Raw genomic sequence first — 17,395 nt, 5'->3', positions numbered from 1 at the left:
GCTTGCCCTCATCCGTAATGAATATATCGGCTTTGTATTCCAGCATTTCAACTTATTGCCACGCCTTTCAGCGGTAGAAAATGTAGAGCTTCCACTTATCTATGGTGGTGTGAAGAAAGCGGAGCGCCGTCAAAGAGCTCTTGAAGCACTCGGAAAAGTTGGATTGGCCGACCGTGTACATCACTTGCCGAGTGAACTTTCAGGTGGACAAAAGCAGCGGGTCGCAATTGCAAGAGCAATTGCAAATGATCCAACGTTTATTATGGCCGATGAGCCAACTGGTGCCCTTGATACAAAGTCGGGGGAACAAGTTATGGATATTTTCACGAAGCTAAACGCAGAAGGTGCAACGATTGTTATGGTTACGCATGAAGAAGAAGTTGCGTCGTATTCTTCGCGTCGTATTGTACTAAGAGATGGAAAAATTACAGAAGATAGAAGGTGTGCGGTATGAGTTTACTAGATAGTATAAAGATTGCCCTATCTTCTATTCTAGCTCATAAACTACGTTCGGCACTTACAATGCTCGGGATTATTATCGGTGTTGGTTCCATTATTACTGTTGTGGCGATTGGACAAGGTGGAGAAGCAGCGCTGAAGTCGCAGTTTGCTGGGGCTGGCAATAATATAATTCCAATTCAGTATAGTGCTGATATAAACGATCCGTTTGGTATGGAAGTGATGGAACAACCGAAATTAACTGAGGAAGATATTTTTGAAATAAAAAAACTTCCAGAGATTGCGCATGTTCTTACAACCAATTCAAGTATGGAATCACTCGATATAGAAGATAAAAAAGAGATGGTGAGTATTACAGGGTTAGATAGTGAGTACTTTTTAGTAAATAAAGTGAAAGTAGTAAAAGGCCGTACTTTACAAGAATCAGATATTGAGCAAGGTAGTAACGTTGCAATGATCAGTCAGAGTATGGAAGAAAAGGTTTTCAAAAAGGAAAGTCCAGTCGGTAAAATTATTGAGATAAAAGGACAACCAATGCAAATTATCGGTGTCTATAAATCAGATAATGAGTTCATGGGAATGGGACCATCGGAAGCTTTAATTCCCATTACATTGTGGCCAATATTATATGGAAAAGATGAAATTCAAAGTATCTCTGTTCAAGCGAAAAATGTAGATGATTTAGAAAAAGCGGGTAAAAAAGCCGCTGATATATTAAATAATCGTAAACCAAATGATGCGTCTGGTAAATATGAAGTGAGGAATTTAAAAGAAATTCAAGAAGGTATTTCGAAAATGACAAGCATTATGACAATGATTATTGGCGGTATCGCTGGGATTTCATTAGTTGTTGGTGGTATTGGTGTTATGAACATCATGCTTGTGTCTGTAACAGAGCGTACGCGCGAAATTGGTGTACGAAAAGCACTTGGAGCAACACGCAGTAAAATTTTACTGCAATTCCTGATTGAAGCTGTTATGTTAACACTTCTTGGTGGATTAATTGGAATTGGTCTTGGTTATGGCAGCGCATATATTGTGTCTACATTTGCAAAATGGCCACCTCTTGTTTCATGGGAAGTTGTTGTTGGCGGTGTATTATTCTCAATGACGCTCGGTATTATTTTCGGGTTAATTCCAGCAAATAAAGCAGCAAAATTAGATCCGATTGAAGCACTTCGTTATGAATAAGTTGATGATTTATTAATATTATACCAACGGTAAGCGGACGAACGAAGAAAAGCGAAGTGAAGAAACAGAATAAACTTTTATGTAGAAATTTATGGTAAAATTAAAAAAGAAACCTTGCGGTAACAAGGTTTCTTTTTTTAAATCCTAGACAAGAATAATATAATTTATGTGTATCTTAACATGAAGTTTTTATTTTTAAAATGGAATATGTATACACTTTTTTAGTTTCTCGTTTTTTGTTTAGGAAGTAGGAGGAGAAACAGTGAACAAAATAGTAGATTTTGGACAAGTCAACAAAAAAGCAAAATTAAGAGATAGTAAGATTGATAATATTTATGATCAATTACAAGCTGGTGGTTATTCGGAAGAAGAGAAAATGATGCTTTTACAGTTATTAAGCAAGGTAACTGGAGGAGAAGAATATTTCATTGCAAAAAAGAAAAAGCCAATGAATCGGGTGAGGTTTGTGCAAATTATTATGGATAATTACAATTATTTAAGTGAAATTGATTATTTAACTACAGCTGAAAAAGCATTTTTAATGGATTTAATACCTTATGTAGAATTTAAAACAAATATTTTGGTTGAAAGGATAAGTAAAGAAAATGAATTTGATTCTGATAGTGCAACACCTAGTTATTTAGCTAGAAAATTAAATAGAACTAGGGGAAAAGTTTCAGAGTTAATGAATCGTTTAATGAAAAAAGGATTATTAGCAGTTGCAGAAACTGGAACAACTACAGAAGATGGTCGGATTTGTACAAGTCGTACATGGTTTGTGAATCCAAATATTATGTGTTGTTCTCCAAAAGATGGGTTAGATAAAGCAACTCAAAAAATCTTTAAAAAATCACTTAGAAATTTTGTTACTGAAGATGGTACAAAACACAAACTACCTATTTATTTATTTTAGATGTCATTTTTATATTGACATCTATTTTTTATATCGATTTTACATTTTTTAAGTGTTCCTTTTTGGGTACACAGGTGTTCCTTTTTGGGTACACCTTATGTCGCATAAACCCTTGATATTATTGAATTTTTTTATTTTCCCTATCTCACTCTATATATAAGCTAAAAGTTCCATAAGGAACTGGTTGTATTTTCTTCGCTTTGCTACATCCTTGCAAAACTTTTTTCGGCTCGAGTTGTGTCTGCACCAAGCTGATATAGCCAAAAGCAACTATTTAGGATTATCGGCTTAAATTTATTATTATACGAGCCGAACCGCTAGATCTTTCGAACAATAATTTCATTTACCATATTGGTAGGTACGTAATACTAATCCTAGTATGTTTTAAGAGGAAGAATTTTTTTAGTGGAATTAATTTGATATATATCCTAAAGAAATTAATAATATTTGTAGGATGTGTAATAGAAATTGTGTAGATAGGAGAAGTAAGTAGATGGAAATCCAATTACTAACGATTTCACAAAAGGTAGGGGAAAGAAGTATCGTCCAGAGACTGTAGAGATATTACGATTCATTGCGGAGGGATTCAATCGCAATCTAAGCGCAACGGAGATTGAAGAGGGTTTATCCCATATGGTTGCTAGGAATATTGAAGTTGAAGAGGAAACCGTAACAACAATCGCAGTAACGCAGCAACAATGGGAATCCTTAAGGATTCCCATACAAATAGAAGTTGGAGAAAAATTTCAACAAATGATGAATCAATTTACTTTAGCTATGGAAACAATAGCTGATCAAAAAAAAGAAATTGCAGAATTACGAAAAACTGTTGCAGAACTTCAAAGTAAACAAGAAAAAAAGATGGAAAATAGATTAAAATCAAATAATGAAAAATTAGTTGAAGTTATAAAAGAGGTTCAAGAAACTAAAAAACAAATAGAAACTACTAAAAATGGTTCGTGGTGGGGACAATTATGGAAGAATCACTAAATCCTATGTGTTTATGTTACGAAATTTATTTGACCATGAAAGTCTAGAGGATTGTGGTCATGCAAACCCTGAAATAAAAAGTATAGGACGTGTTTCAGAAAAAGATAAAAAACCAAGATATTTGAGCTGTAGGTTCTAATGTCGGAAAAAGAAGAATAGAAATATAGCATACATAGAATAAGGGAATGCAGTACAGATCAGCATACAAGCATTCCCTTGCTGTTATTATGTGGGAGGATGTTAATTTTACATATATACAATATTCATTGTAAAATTAAGTAATTAAATAAATAGATAGAAAGATAATTTTTAAATAATAGAGAATGTATTTGTAAAGTATTGTGTATTTCTTAATTGCGAAAGGAGTTTGATTATGATTAGTGAGGAAATCAAAGAAATTATCGAAAATTATGTTAAAGCATACAATTCATTTGATGTGAAGGGAATGATTAAACTCTTACATAATGATATCTTGTTTAGAAACCTTTCTAATGATGAACTTAACATGGAGATCAGAGGAATACAGGGTTTTAGAGAACTAGCGGAAAAATCGTCAAAAATTCTTTCAAGCCGTCATCTGAAAATTATCGACTACAGTGTTATAGATAATAAAGTAGAAGTACAAATTGATTATGAAGGAATACTTGCTATTGATGTTCCAAATGGATTAAAGATGGGTAATAAGATGAAACTAAAAGGGAAGTCAGTATTCGAGATTAAAGAAGGAAAAATATTATTAATTGAAGATTATAGTTGAATAAATATAGTGTGAATCCGAATGATCAAGATCAGATAGAAAAATAAATAATTACAGATAACACATAATTATGTAAAAAAACAAAGCGGTCCCACAGGACGGCTTTGTTTTTTGTATTTTTTGTTTAGCATATTTTTTTCAATTTGTTAATAACACCCCATATCTATTTTTATACTTTTTATTAAAGAACTATTAAGTCACTTATAAAACAAGTTACCTAATGTTACACTCTAATCATAGACTAACTTGCACAACAATCTATTGAAAGGAGATTAATTGATGCATAGCCAAATGCTAAAAGGTGTATTAGAAGGTTGTATTTTATATATTATTTCACAAGAAGAAATATACGGTTATGAATTAAGTCCAAAATTAAATCAGTATGGCTTTACGTTTGTAAGCGAGGGAAGTATTTATCCACTTTTATTACGTATGCAAAAAGAAAAGTTAATCGAAGGAATTTTAAAAACCTCTAGTCTAGGACCTAAACGTAAGTATTATCATTTAACAAAGAAGGGATTAAAGCAATTAGAGGTATTTAAGGAAAGTTGGGATATGGTATCAACAACTGTAAATCAGTTACTAGGGGGGAAAGAAAAAAATGAAACCCATTAGGGTTTATTTCATATGTAAATCTTTAAATTTTCTACACGTAGTCTTTAGAAAAAAGAAACAACCTCTACTATAATAGAAGTTGTATGAGCTTATCTGGATAGCAATGTGGTGGCACCCTTTATATAAAACTTAATTACTAGATTCAATGTCTGTCAACGGTAAGCGGACCGTAGGGAGCATTAAGGAGTTGACAGACTCACTATGCAACCCTCTTGTGGTTGTCAAAAGGTACCCTTTTGACTCTGCCAACCGGCGAGGGAGCCCCTCAAGGATTGAGGGGTTGGGGTGTTCGATGGATGGGGTCTGGGGAAGAGTTCCCCAGTGGGTTTGGGCAAAGCCCAAGGTTTGTCTTTGCCATGCTAAGCATGGCTCGGCAAAGCCGAAAAGCGTCGCAGACCCCTATCGATTTTGATGCGTTAGCGTCAAAATACGTATAGGGTTACGTTAATTGACTCCATTTCGTCGCTTTGCTAGACTTATGGTATCAATTAATCTAGGGGAAGTGGTGGCACTTTATGTTGTTCTCTATTTCATTTAATCAATCTCACCAAAGTTCATTGAGCCATAATAACAGAAAAAACGTTCATGGAAATCCTGGGATAGATCTAACCAGGCTACATGAGAATATTTACTTTGTTCAAAAGGACATTCGTAGTGTATACAAGGATGTCTTTCAAGAAGCGGTAGACAAGTATAATGAGAAGCAAAAACGAAGTGATCGTAAAATTAAAGATTACTATGACAAGATAAGAAAAGATACAAAGACACATGAGCAATGAGAACTCGTTGTAGCGATTGGGGAAGGCAAAGACGACCCAAAGTATAGGGAAGCCAAAAAGGAAGCGTTAAAACAGTATGCTGAGCGTTTCAAGAGTGAAATCTGAATCTAGCTGTCTATAACATGGTTTTACATGATGATGAAAGAGAGAATTGAATGTTGTAGATGGGAATCTTTAGTAAGGGATTCTATGTTATTATAGAGATAGACGAAAAAACCGCCCAATGTCTTGGCGGACAGGCGGTTTTTTATATTCAGGTTGGAATCAACCTAGTATATTATTCTATACACATTGTAGCATAGGTTAGTTGATTCCTTCCACTAAGGGAGAGAATTATTTTATAACAAAAGTTGTAGATTTTGGACAAGCTGAAAGAAATGCTAGAAAAAGAGATCTAGAAATTGAAAGTGAAAAAATTCGAGAGTTATATAATAATGTTTCAGAAGTTGAATTAGAAAAAGCTTTTGTAAATCCTCACATTATTTATGCAGGAGATAAGGATAATGTAAATGAAGCACTTAAAGCAATCTTTTATAAAGCTATGAAAATGAAAATATTGAAAGAGTTACCAGATAAATTATTTTAAGATTGACAATTAGTCAATCTTATTTTTTTACTCATTTTCGTGTGTATTGTTTTCGATACGAATATGTATTGTTTTCGATACACACGAAAAACGTCATAAACCTAGTTATATCAACACTTTATACCACTTTTCAAACTCTCTCTCTTCTCACTCTATATATAAAGGCTAAAAGTTCCGCAAGGAACGGGTCGTATTTTTGAGAAAACCATTCAAAAATCTCCACCCTCAACATCAAAAAGTCGGTTCGTTAATCCTCACCTAAAGGCTATCGCTTTTTCTTTTTAATGTTGTCCTTGCGAAACTTTTTTCGGCTCGTGTGCTTTTTTCGCCAAGCCGACAGACAAAAAGCAAAGCAATGGTTCTCGACTTGGACTAGCAAGTATACGAGCCGAACCGCCTAGATTAATCGTTCCGCAATTCTTCTTATTCGATGTTTAGATACGTTTAAAACGTGGGGTTTCGCCCCCACACGACGAGCCAGCACTCTAGCCAAAAAGCAAAGGAAAAAGATAAAAAATAGCGAAGCATAGGGAATCATGTATATTTAGAAGACTATTAAAAGTCCTCCAGATTGTTTAACTGGAGGGCTTTTATGTTCACATAATTCTCGTTATCAGAAGTTATCCATTTTATAAAGAGTCGATATAATTTTTAGCTTCAAGTAATGATAATCCTAAAACTTCTCGTGCCTTCTTAATAGCTTCAATTTTTTCTCCATCTCTAACTAATTGGCGAAGTTCTTCGTTGACTTCATGCTCTGGGATACCTATTTGTTTAGCAACCTGTTCTAATCTATTTTCTATTCGTTCTAGTCTTCTATTAACTCGGTTTATCTTTCGGTTTATACCATCAATAGAGATCATACCTACAATAATTAGAATTGCTAAAAACCAAGAATTCATATTGTCCTCCTTCAGAAAACGTAAGTTTCTGTTGTCTCTTTACAAAAAAGAGCAAACTCCTCCCTACATGGGAGAGGATCTAGTTTTTGAATAATTGCTTGGTAGCACTTAATCCCATAATAATTCCTCCGCCAATCCCAACTATGATGGCAAGGTTGCTCCATTGAGAAACATAGATTCCACCAAGAAATAAAAGCAACCCAATCAGCAAGAGCTTGATGTCAAATAAACTTCTAATACTCATGACTTCCCCCTTATACACAATGTTATTTAACCAAATTATACCATTCAGAAAGAGCGATGTATTGTTTTTTGGGGTTGTATATTCTATACATGCTCGGTTAACATAACACATCATTATAGGGATTCAATGTATTTAGAAGGATATTAAAAGTCCTCCCAATTGTTTAACTGGAGGACTTTTGTGTTCACATAATTTCTTGTTATCAGAAGTTAATTTATCTACTCATCAATAATAACAGTATCTGCGTTTTTATTTTCAAAGCATAGGTTTACAGTTCTTTGTTTTGCTCTAGTTCTGTGTATAGTTCCTGCTGGAATTAGTAATGTATCGTTAGGTTTTAGAACAGCTGTTTCTTTATCTTTGAAGTCAATCAATAGTTCTCCTTCAAGAACCATAAATAATTCATCTGAATTGGAATGATAATGCCACTTATATTCTCCTGAAAAGACTGCAATACGAAGACGGTGATCATTAACATCTGATACAACAAAATTTACGTGTTGATCTGTAATATCTTTTGTAATGGTATTAAGGTTAATAGTATCTAGATTTAAATTTTTTATCATGCTTTTATCTCCCTTTGTTATGTAGATTTCCCATCATTTTCATTTTAACAGTTGCATTAATTCAATGTATACTTCATTCATGTTCGGTTGACATAACGCACAATTTTATCAGTAGCAAGGAAAAGACAGATCCCTACTCTCACAAGGGATCTGTCTTTTCTTGTTCTAGAGATCTATGCATTTTTTATACATTCCTATCTTAGCGCGCCTTTTGGCCTCCCGATAGTTCCCTATGTCTTCCTATTTTTTGTATAAAATCTTGCATGCTCTTAGCGTGGTTTTTTTCTAAAATGCTGGCGGTACCCCTAACAGTAGTAAAATAAAAAAGGAACTACTCATTATTTTATAAGTCAGTTCCTTTTTTCTATAATATATGTAAAATTTCATAATAGTAAAAAGCAATATTTCATCTATCCTGTTAGTATCGGCCCCACCTACGCCAAATACCCTGATAGCCACTCGTGCCATCCAACCCATATATCATCTTATCAGAAAGTGCTTTCAATATAGAGAATTTTCTGATTATTTTAAGTTCATTATCAAATTGTAACTTAAACAAAAAAGAGATCCTTTAAAAATAAAAGACTTTTTTTCTAATAAAACTTATACAAATGATAAACTTACATTACTGCTTTTAAAAGTTCTTGCACTAATAGAATTACTCCACCTCTAAATTTCAAAACTGCCATTGCGATTTCTATACTATTTCCTATTTATTATTATATTAAAATTTTATGAATTCTTGTACCCTCATTATAGTAAGCGTTTTCAAAAGTGGCGATACTTTTTAAAATATAATATTTTATATAGTCAAACCCGACGTTCTATATAAATAAAAGTATATTAAAAAAAAACAGCATATTAATAGCAAGGGAATGCTTGTATCCTGATCTGTACTGCATTCCCTTATTCTATGTATGCTATATTCTTATTCGTCTTTTTCTAACAGTAGAACCACGAATCTTAGCGAAGACATTAGTCTTTGCCCTGTCCTAGGGTCCGTCCTCGCTTTTTATTCCACGGTTCCCTTGACCACGAGCCTCCGAACCCTCAAACCCCCAAAGCCAACCCCAGCGGGCAAAAACCGCCCTTCTGGGGCCACCTCTGGCGAGTTTGCATGAGGGTTCCCCTCATCTTCAAGGAACTTTCGCGGCATAAACGCCAGGACTCAGTACATCACTTCCAAAATTGATACCATTTCTTTTCATTATTTGCTGCAACTAGCTGTTTTACTTCTTGAAGTTCTCGCATAACAGTCATAACAGCTTTATCCCGATCAGTAACTTGTTGTTTTTCTATAGTATTAGAATGAGCCAATAACTTTTGTTGAGATTCCAATAAATTCGTTAGTTTAGCTATTTGCTCATTTTGATTCTGTAATTGTTTTTGTTGTAACTCCACTGTATCTTTTAATTCTCTCAATACTTCTTTCAAATCATCAGATCCAGGAGTTATAACAGTCATATCTGTATTATTAACTGTTAATCCTTCTTCTTCTAAAAGTAATTTGCAAGCATCTTCCAATGTAACTTGTGGCATACTTTTTAACTCTACTAATCTTTGTAATAACTTAACATCATAATCATCGAAAATAATTCGTTCTCGTTCATCTCTTTTAAAGGCATAACAGTTATAACTCTCAATTAGTAAGTAATATTTTTTAACCGTAGAAGGTGATATTTTTAATCTTTTTGCAAGCTGGGATACATTTTCATAAATAATAGGTGTCATGATAGTTATAACCTCCTTTTCAACAATTCAAATTCGTTATAACAGTTATAACTCCTTTATCTTAACACTTTAAATAAACTCAAGTTAAGTCAAACCTAATTCTTCATTCACAATATTCATTAGATCTTGTACTTACGAAATAGGTAGTTTTAATCTCTTTTTTCTTCTTTGATACCCACTTTACTTAAATTAATCAATAAAAACATACAAATAAATTAACATTTTGTTTTTTAACATAATAATTTTTGACTAAAAAACGATCTACTCTATAAAATTGGAAATTCTGAATTAAAAAAGAGAGAAGAGCATAAGGAGTTTTTGTGCCCAACTAGGGGTTGGGACTAGGCAAAGCCTAGCTTAAACGTGGGAACACGAAAATTTCCAGAATGTTGACTCACGGTCGACTCAAAATTTTCCAATTACACGTATTTTTCGTTAAAAGTAGAGTCGAGGTGTACACGAGGTACTCTTCAGAGCATCAAATGTGCACCTGCTGTAGACAACATATTTTTTATAAATTGCAATCTAACATTACTTTAAAATACTAAAAGAGATTCATCTAAATTAAGTAAATACAAAATTACAATTTAGAAACAAATAATAATAAAACACTAGATATCATTCAGACGCCTCAAAATCGATTTTAAAGAATAAAAATCTAAAATAATACTATTTACCGTGAAAATAAAAACAAACGCTTAAAAAGCAAAATAAACGGTTTTAAATAAAGGTTTTTCGTTTGCTTTTGGGGTTGAGGCTGGTTCGTCGTGTGGGGGCGAAACCCCACATATAACGTATTCTATTAATTTGGTAAGTGAAATTTTAAATCGAACCACTAGCGGTTCGGCTCGTATAATAGCAAATTCAAGCCGATGATCTAAGAAAGTTGCTTTTGGATGTGTCGGCTTGGTGCCGCCAAAACTCGAGCCGAAAAAAGTTTTGCAAGGATGTAGCAAAGCGAAAAGGGTGGAGATTTTCTGTAGCAAAGCGAAGGAAAATACGACCCGTTCCTTGCGGAACTTTTAGCTCCCTATATAGAGAGTGAGAAGAGACAAGCATAGAAAAACAGAAAAAAACCAGTAATGACAATGGATTCAGGATTTTTCGTAGTTGTCAAAAATAGCAACTTTAGTTGTCAAAAATGACAACTACGAAACAATAAAAAAAAGAACCTAAATCGGTTCTTTTAAACTTAAAATAACTGTATAGGTAACTTTTTTAATTCTTTTGGTACACGCCTAAACATTGCCTGTAGCGTTGGATTAACATTATCTCTATCCCCTGAGTAAATAATATTAGGGTTAACAAAAATAGCATATGTCCTTACATTATTTTCTTCAATACTACCTTCAGTTCTATCTAAAATCCCTTTATCAATCAAAGGCTTTATGATTTTACTCATTTGAGATTTATTTTTCCCTATTAACTTTCCTAAACCTTCTTGTGTTAATGGGATTTGTTGTTTTACTTCAGTATTTTCAACAATACAATTTGATCCAAAACCTATGTAAGGTATAATATCAACTAAAAATGCTTTTTCAGCTGTTGTTATATACTTTATTTCGTTTATGTACTTCCAATTTTGTTGAATAAATTGAGCAAACTTTGCTTTATTTTTTACTTTCCGTTCAGGAACTAATTTCATTCCTCTCGCATTAGCTTTTGATTGAAGTTCATTTGCTAATTGCATCTCTTCTTCTGACAAAATCTTCGAACTCTCAATATCTCTCAATCTTGCATTTTTTTCAGCTTGTTTTAAATTGATAGTATTTGTCATAAACTTTTCTCCTCATTCCTAGTATTTACAACTAGTACGGAGACTCTTTTTATGCTATTATGTAATTAGAATTTTATAAGAATAAAAAAGCCTCTCATTATAGTTGTTTCTCGACAATTCAATTATATCATGATTGGCTTTTTTGTTGTAACCAAAAGTAAAAAAGAGCCCTGTATACAGGGCTCTTTTTTATGTTCCTAGTAGCAATTAAGTATAGAATTCTAAAAGAGAAAAGAGAGAGGGCAAGCTACGGGAGTGGGAGCCCACTCCCCAAAAACTACGTTTTTGACTTGGTAGGAGATTCCTACAACCTTTACCGTTTTTTCGGTCTCAAAATTTCATTTTCTCGTCCTAAAACGGTTGTCGCTTCGCTCGATTTTCTATCTTTATGAAAGTAAACTTTTGAATAGAAGTTTACTTTCAAGAAAGATATAGTATTTCTTTTAATTTATATAAAAATTTTTATCTTTTGTATAATTAAACTTTACTTTTTTATAAAATAGGTTTAATATAAGTCTTAAGAAAGGAAGGTGTTACCTATGAAGGAAAAACATGGCGACTCTATAACAAATAAAGTCTATGAATATAGGGTATTAAAAAGAATGTCACAAAAAGATCTAGCTGATGCTGTTGGGGTTTCTAAACAAACGATATTCGTTATGGAAAAGAATAATTATTCTCCTTCACTAGTGTTAGCATATCGAATAGCAAATTATTTTGAAGTTGATATAAACGAAATATTCTCTTATGTAGGAAAGGAAGATAATAATGATTGATCTATTAAACAAATGGATGTTAGAAAGCACAAACAATTTCAATATCGTTGTAGGACTTACAGCAATTCTATTTTTGGGTTCAGTAATTGCACTTTTCATTATCAGCAAAAAATTTGGTCAACCAGATGAAAGAACAAATGGTATTTATTTTAAAATTATTTCTTGTATGTTTACTACTCAAATTCTAATGAATTGCATATTTATTTCTTTAGTTGGTAAAGATATCGAGAATTTCCGTCAAATCTTTATATTATTTGAAGCCTTTGTATTCTTCGTTGGAGCTATTTATTCGTTTAAATTATATAGACAGGAATTTAAATAATACACTTGCAAGAAACAATAAAAAACAGTAGTGATTTTATACACTACTGTTTTTTATTGTTCATTTTCGAATGTAAACTTTTCAATATTAGTTTACTTTCATTTTCCCTTAAACATTGACTTCTTAACAAATATCCTGATATCTTCGAAATACATAACAAAAGTATACATTCAAAACATGAAAAATAAAGAGATTAGAACATCTATTAATATAAAAAAAAAGCTAGATCCACGCGCTAGCTTTTTTACATAATTTTCGTTATCGGTAGCAAGGACATGGAGGAATCCGCTTTAAAACAAGGATTCTCGCTTGTTCTTGCTTTATTTTTCTATACATGATTTTATACATTCCTGTCATGGCGTGCCTATTTGTTTTTGAGGATATTAAGCGAATGTAGATGGATTAAATATTTAAGGGGACTTAAAAGTTAGTAAATATATATAAATTCACATATTTGTTAATAAAAGAAAAAACACAGCTAAATAAATTCAACTGTGTTTTTTCTTTTAATTATGTAAGTGTCTAATAAGTTCTTACCAAGCAATAGCAGCTTTTTTACCGCCTGCTTTAAGAGCTTCTCTAGCACCTGCAAGGATCCATGCTCCACCACTTGCAACTCCACTAATTAAGCTAAGAATAGTAGCAGCACTCATTCCCCACATAATCCAGTTTACAATAGTTGCAGCTGTACCAGAGCCAATACCAATACCAGTTAATTCGAATAACATATTTCTCACCTCCTATAATCGTATTATATAACTAAGACGATTAAAAAAACAATAGGTAAAATGTAAAATTTGTCTATTTTTATAATTTTTGCTATTTTTGCGTTTAAAATTACAGATATTAATATAAAAAGAATACTATTAATTATTGTTAATTTAGAATTATCAAGTCCGAATACATTTGATAGTGTGTTTAATATAATGAATAACAAAAATTTTAGATTTAAATTAAGGAAAAATATACTTGAAAACATTGTTTTTCTAGTTTGTTCATCATTATATATTTTTTTGAATGTCCAACGGAGTATTATATAAACTATAATTAATAATACTGATGTGAAAAATACATTTATAACAACTGATACTATTTTGAATAAATTAAGTTGTTCTGGAGAAACACCTAAACCTTTTATTTGTTCTAAAATAAGAGTTTCTTTGTTATTCATATTTATAAATAATAAAAAGGTACTGAAAAGCCATAATATAAAAAATGAAAATCTAATAACTTTTTGATTGTTTATTAACTGTAGATGCATTTAATTCTCTCCTTTTATAAATAATGATATTTTTTATAGCATTATATTAAGTGTAAATGATTCTATTGTTGCTCCTATTATGAATAGAATAATCATTATAATAAAATGTTTTTTTAACTTTTTAAAATTATTAAGAACTGAAAAATCTTCATCTTTTAGTTTTTTTATCAAGAAGGTTGAAATTGAATATGAAATAAATAGGGCAATAATTATAGCTGGTATTTCAAATATTCCATGTAGATATATACTAATTGTTTTTTTATAAGATAAGTTCATAGCCATATATAAACTTTCTCCAAAAATTATGAAATTTGAAAAAACTACAAAAGTTCCTCCAATATATATTAAGAAACTTAAGAGTATAATCAAGATAGCTACCCAAAGATTATGTATAAATATTTCATAAAAATTTATAAAGAAACCTTTGGTTTCTATAATTTGTTTCAATGTTCCATTACTTTTATTGATAAAACCTATAATAAAGCCAATTATTATAGATATCACACTTATTAATATAGAAGCATATTTAATTGTTTTTATGTTGATTCACCCTTTTTTATGGTTTATAGATAAGTTAATAGTATATTTTTTTGTCTTCTAGGTATAGGTTATCTTTTATCATGTCATTTAATGTGTTTGTGTGAGAAGTTAGTAATACGATTTTATTATTTAGTAGTTCTTTAGCATTGTTCCTTATATAATTCATGCTATTTTTGTCAATATGTTCGAAAGCTTCATCAAATAGTATAATAGGACAATTTATTAATAATGATGTGATGAATACTAGCTTTTGTTTGTTTCCTTGTGATAAATCTTTGATTAAATGATGCGAGAATTTAGAAAAGTCCAATTTTTCAAATATACTCAACATGTAATTATGTTGGATTTTTTGATTATATAATTGGGATAAAAAAGTTATATATTCTACCGGTTTTAAAAACATATAACCTTCAAAACTATCATTTATAAAGAATATTTCTTTGTTTTTAAAGACATTTATTTTTTTTTTATTTAATTCTACATTTATATCTTGGTTTTTAATCCAATCTAATTCACCATTTAAAGCTTTAAAAAGAGTTGATTTTCCTGATCCATTACTACCTTCTAATTTATATAGACCAGTATTTTTTATGTTTATATTGACTTTGTCTATTATTATTTCTGTTTGGTATCCTATATTTTTTATATTAATGGTTAATTCCATTTTAAGTTCTCCCTTTTTCTTTACTTTTATGTTGTAGGATTTTAAATATTTAAATATGTAGCTATTATTGATATTGATGTTAAAACTAAAATAATAGAAAAGACAATTACCATGTTTTTATGATATTTTTTTTGAGTATTTTTATAAGCATATCTATGTTTTAAAATTTGATGAATTTGAAATATGAATAGTATAGCTAAGAATAGATAATTAATTATTTTCATGATGTATCCCCCAAATTTTGATATTTAAATATACTTTTGTTACAGAAAAAATTAAGAATAAAAATGGTAATAAAATTGTTAAAAATGATATGTCAAATTTGATATTATTGACTTCCAATCCTAGGTTTACAAAAAATAAAATTATTAAACACATTGAGTATAGAACTTCCATTGTGCCACCATAATCGTTATCTTTATTTAACTTTAATGTTTGAAAGTCAAAAATAATAAATTTCTTTTCGGATAATGGTATTGTTAAAGAAACAATGTATACAAATGTTAAAATTAATAAATCGGTAAATTGAATGTTGTTCCAAAATATTGTTATGTATAAGCCATATATATATATAATAAGTGTTAATTGGTTTATAAGTAATATCAATAATTTTGTTTTTAGAATGTTAAATAGGTTTTTAAAATTGAGTTTAAAAAGTTGTTTTTCTTTTTTGTTTGTAAAATAATGGAAAAAATATGTGTATTGATACATAAAACGTTTTGTATAAAGACATACTATAATTCCCATAAAGATTATAAATAAATATTTTTGAGATGGGATATTTATAAATAAAGGTATAGATATAATCATCATTGGTCCTAATGGTATCCATAAAGATAATTTTCTGTTTAATGTTAACGAGTTTGAAAAATTCAAGTAAACTAATATATCTTTAGATAAGTTTTTCTTCATCTTTTTTTCCTTTTTTATATTTTTATTTGTTTTATTTATGTTGTTTATAAGTTTATAAATTAATAAAGATGTTAATGAGAGTAAAAGTATAGATGAAAAATAATATGTAAAAATTTGGTTCCAGTCTAATTTTATAATGTTTTTATTATCTTTAATAAAGTAATCTATTTTAAGTATATTATTCCATTTTATTTCAGATGATATGCTATGTAATATGTATGAGATGTATGAAAAATTGACTAGAGATAATAATTGAAAGAATACATCAATTCTTTTCGTAATAAAGTAAATAGTTAAAATGCAAGATATAATTAAAAAAGTAAATATAATATCTTGATTTAATATGGCTTTGATTAAAAAAGACAATAAAAATATTATTATAGGAATAAAATTTATTGGATTATAGATTTTAAATAAATTATATAAATATTTATTAGAGCTATATTTTATAAAGGATATTCGTTCATTTATTTTACCACTATTGATTTCAAATTTATTTATTAGATTTTTCAGGTTATATATATATATGTATATATATAGAGAATATATATAATCGTTGGTATAAATTAATAAACTTGCTAAAATTACAGACGTAATTAGAGGAACTATGAGTCCCATTATACAAAGAATTAGAGTTATAATTGGGATTATTTTCATTGGGATATAGGGATATTCTTTTTTTAATTCCTTGGATTTTATATCCATACTTTGTCTGAATTGATTTAAGATAGTGAGTTTTATTATTAATAATTTATTATGAATCATTTTACTTTACCTATTCTTTCTGGTATATATTTCAAATATCATTTTAAATATAAAGTATTTTTCATGTTAGTGCAATATATGGTTTGTTGAATTTTATTTATATATAAGAGATTCGAAAAAAATATGTTTCATATAGAAGATTATTAAAATTAAATGAAATTTAACCATTTCAAGAGAATGCTATGTAAACGTATTTTTTATATTTTTTCTTTATAATAATATTTTGTGTTTTTTATATGAGAATTTTGAGATAATTGACTTTGATAGAATATATATAAATAAAAAAGGGGATAGATATTAAATGTTTCGAAAAATAGGTTTTATAATTAAACAAAAAAAAATTGTAATTGGAATTGTTCTTTTATGTATATTTTTTGCGGCAACGAATATTTTCATGGTGCAAGGAAAAGCGAAGAGTGAAAAAAATGCAGATATAAGTTTCCAGAAGGTGACAGAACGTTCACTTAACAATACGAAGTTGATTTCTGGACAAGTAAAACCTGGAAATATTGAGAGCTTCTACGCAGATCCGACTAAAGGAAAAGTGAAGGATATTGCGGTGAAAGAAGGGCAAGAGGTAGAAAAAGGAACGAAATTATTCTCTTATGATAATGAAGAAATTAACTTACAGCTGAAGCAAGCTGC

19 protein-coding genes and 2 pseudogenes are annotated in these 17,395 nt (G+C 30.2%); 11 read left to right on the top strand and 10 right to left on the bottom strand.

Annotated elements, in window-relative coordinates; translation table 11 throughout:
• From HRG09_RS25725 to HRG09_RS29765, 8 genes and pseudogenes are all read left to right on the top strand, one after another.
• On the top strand, positions 1-454 hold a 454-nt coding region (locus HRG09_RS25725; protein ID WP_174103660.1), incomplete at its 5' end, for an ABC transporter ATP-binding protein.
• Positions 451-1,650 (top strand): ABC transporter permease, encoded by a 1,200-nt coding sequence (locus HRG09_RS25720; protein WP_174103659.1) that lies wholly within the window; start codon positions 451-453, stop codon positions 1,648-1,650. The genes HRG09_RS25725 and HRG09_RS25720, both read left to right, overlap by 4 nt.
• 262 nt (positions 1,651-1,912) lie before the next feature.
• Entirely contained in the window at positions 1,913-2,563 is a 651-nt protein-coding gene (locus tag HRG09_RS25715) for a MarR family transcriptional regulator (protein ID WP_174103658.1), read from the top strand.
• 633 nt (positions 2,564-3,196) lie between these two features.
• Complete coding sequence (locus tag HRG09_RS25710; RefSeq protein ID WP_174103657.1) at positions 3,197-3,553, top strand: DUF3967 domain-containing protein; 357 nt, start codon at positions 3,197-3,199, stop codon at positions 3,551-3,553.
• A 373-nt stretch (positions 3,554-3,926) separates the two neighbouring features.
• Positions 3,927-4,310 (top strand): nuclear transport factor 2 family protein, encoded by a 384-nt coding sequence (locus tag HRG09_RS25705; RefSeq protein ID WP_174103656.1) that lies wholly within the window; start codon positions 3,927-3,929, stop codon positions 4,308-4,310.
• Positions 4,311-4,589: 279 nt separating this feature from the next.
• On the top strand, positions 4,590-4,925 hold the full coding sequence (locus tag HRG09_RS25700) for a PadR family transcriptional regulator (RefSeq protein WP_174103655.1): 336 nt from the start codon (positions 4,590-4,592) through the stop codon (positions 4,923-4,925).
• A gap of 515 nt (positions 4,926-5,440) precedes the next feature.
• Positions 5,441-5,847: pseudogene (locus tag HRG09_RS25695) on the top strand (plasmid recombination protein); the annotation flags it as partial.
• Between the two features lie 164 nt (positions 5,848-6,011).
• Positions 6,012-6,290, top strand: a complete 279-nt coding sequence (locus HRG09_RS29765; protein WP_217448168.1) for a hypothetical protein — start codon at positions 6,012-6,014, stop codon at positions 6,288-6,290.
• 629 nt (positions 6,291-6,919) lie between these two features.
• On the opposite strand, the gene HRG09_RS25685 is transcribed toward HRG09_RS29765, so the two are convergent.
• The 5 genes from HRG09_RS25685 to HRG09_RS25665 form a co-directional block, all read right to left on the bottom strand.
• On the bottom strand, positions 6,920-7,192 hold the full coding sequence (locus HRG09_RS25685; protein WP_017150437.1) for a hypothetical protein: 273 nt from the start codon (positions 7,190-7,192) through the stop codon (positions 6,920-6,922).
• 79 nt (positions 7,193-7,271) lie between these two features.
• Positions 7,272-7,436 (bottom strand): hypothetical protein, encoded by a 165-nt coding sequence (locus HRG09_RS25680; RefSeq protein ID WP_017150436.1) that lies wholly within the window; start codon positions 7,434-7,436, stop codon positions 7,272-7,274.
• A 218-nt stretch (positions 7,437-7,654) separates the two neighbouring features.
• Positions 7,655-8,002 (bottom strand): cupin domain-containing protein, encoded by a 348-nt coding sequence (locus HRG09_RS25675; RefSeq protein ID WP_174103654.1) that lies wholly within the window; start codon positions 8,000-8,002, stop codon positions 7,655-7,657.
• 1,176 nt (positions 8,003-9,178) lie between these two features.
• Positions 9,179-9,733, bottom strand: a complete 555-nt coding sequence (locus HRG09_RS25670; protein WP_174103653.1) for a DUF3967 domain-containing protein — start codon at positions 9,731-9,733, stop codon at positions 9,179-9,181.
• A gap of 1,192 nt (positions 9,734-10,925) precedes the next feature.
• On the bottom strand, positions 10,926-11,510 hold the full coding sequence (locus HRG09_RS25665; RefSeq protein WP_174103652.1) for a MarR family transcriptional regulator: 585 nt from the start codon (positions 11,508-11,510) through the stop codon (positions 10,926-10,928).
• 539 nt (positions 11,511-12,049) lie between these two features.
• Here HRG09_RS25665 and HRG09_RS25660 point away from each other — a divergent pair.
• Positions 12,050-12,286, top strand: coding sequence for a helix-turn-helix transcriptional regulator (locus HRG09_RS25660; protein ID WP_000659766.1), 237 nt, complete (start codon positions 12,050-12,052; stop codon positions 12,284-12,286).
• Positions 12,279-12,608: a 6-aminohexanoate hydrolase gene (locus HRG09_RS25655; protein WP_098165627.1), complete on the top strand. Its 330-nt coding sequence runs from the start codon at positions 12,279-12,281 to the stop codon at positions 12,606-12,608. The genes HRG09_RS25660 and HRG09_RS25655 overlap by 8 nt, the downstream gene beginning before the upstream one ends.
• A gap of 533 nt (positions 12,609-13,141) precedes the next feature.
• Here the strand turns inward: HRG09_RS25655 and HRG09_RS25650 are convergent.
• From HRG09_RS25650 to HRG09_RS25630, 5 genes are all read right to left on the bottom strand, one after another.
• Positions 13,142-13,336 (bottom strand): uberolysin/carnocyclin family circular bacteriocin, encoded by a 195-nt coding sequence (locus tag HRG09_RS25650; RefSeq protein ID WP_174103651.1) that lies wholly within the window; start codon positions 13,334-13,336, stop codon positions 13,142-13,144.
• A 23-nt stretch (positions 13,337-13,359) separates the two neighbouring features.
• A complete protein-coding gene (locus HRG09_RS25645; protein WP_174103650.1) occupies positions 13,360-13,869 on the bottom strand; it encodes a hypothetical protein in 510 nt (169 codons plus the stop codon).
• 33 nt (positions 13,870-13,902) lie between these two features.
• Entirely contained in the window at positions 13,903-14,373 is a 471-nt protein-coding gene (locus HRG09_RS25640) for a stage II sporulation protein M (RefSeq protein WP_174103649.1), read from the bottom strand.
• A gap of 70 nt (positions 14,374-14,443) precedes the next feature.
• A complete protein-coding gene (locus tag HRG09_RS25635; protein WP_174103648.1) occupies positions 14,444-15,073 on the bottom strand; it encodes an ATP-binding cassette domain-containing protein in 630 nt (209 codons plus the stop codon).
• A 210-nt stretch (positions 15,074-15,283) separates the two neighbouring features.
• The gene (locus HRG09_RS25630; protein WP_174103647.1) at positions 15,284-15,985 is read right to left on the bottom strand and encodes a hypothetical protein; all 702 of its coding nucleotides are present in this window, start codon (positions 15,983-15,985) and stop codon (positions 15,284-15,286) included.
• A 1,066-nt stretch (positions 15,986-17,051) separates the two neighbouring features.
• On the opposite strand from HRG09_RS25630, the pseudogene HRG09_RS25625 reads away from it, so the two are divergent.
• Positions 17,052-17,395: pseudogene (locus tag HRG09_RS25625) on the top strand (efflux transporter periplasmic adaptor subunit); the annotation flags it as partial.

The organism is Bacillus sp. Xin1 (genome assembly GCF_013314535.1).
Classification (GTDB): domain Bacteria; phylum Bacillota; class Bacilli; order Bacillales; family Bacillaceae_G; genus Bacillus_A.
Note: the sequence above shows the minus strand (reverse complement) of the source record. Positions and strands in the feature narration are given on the sequence as shown.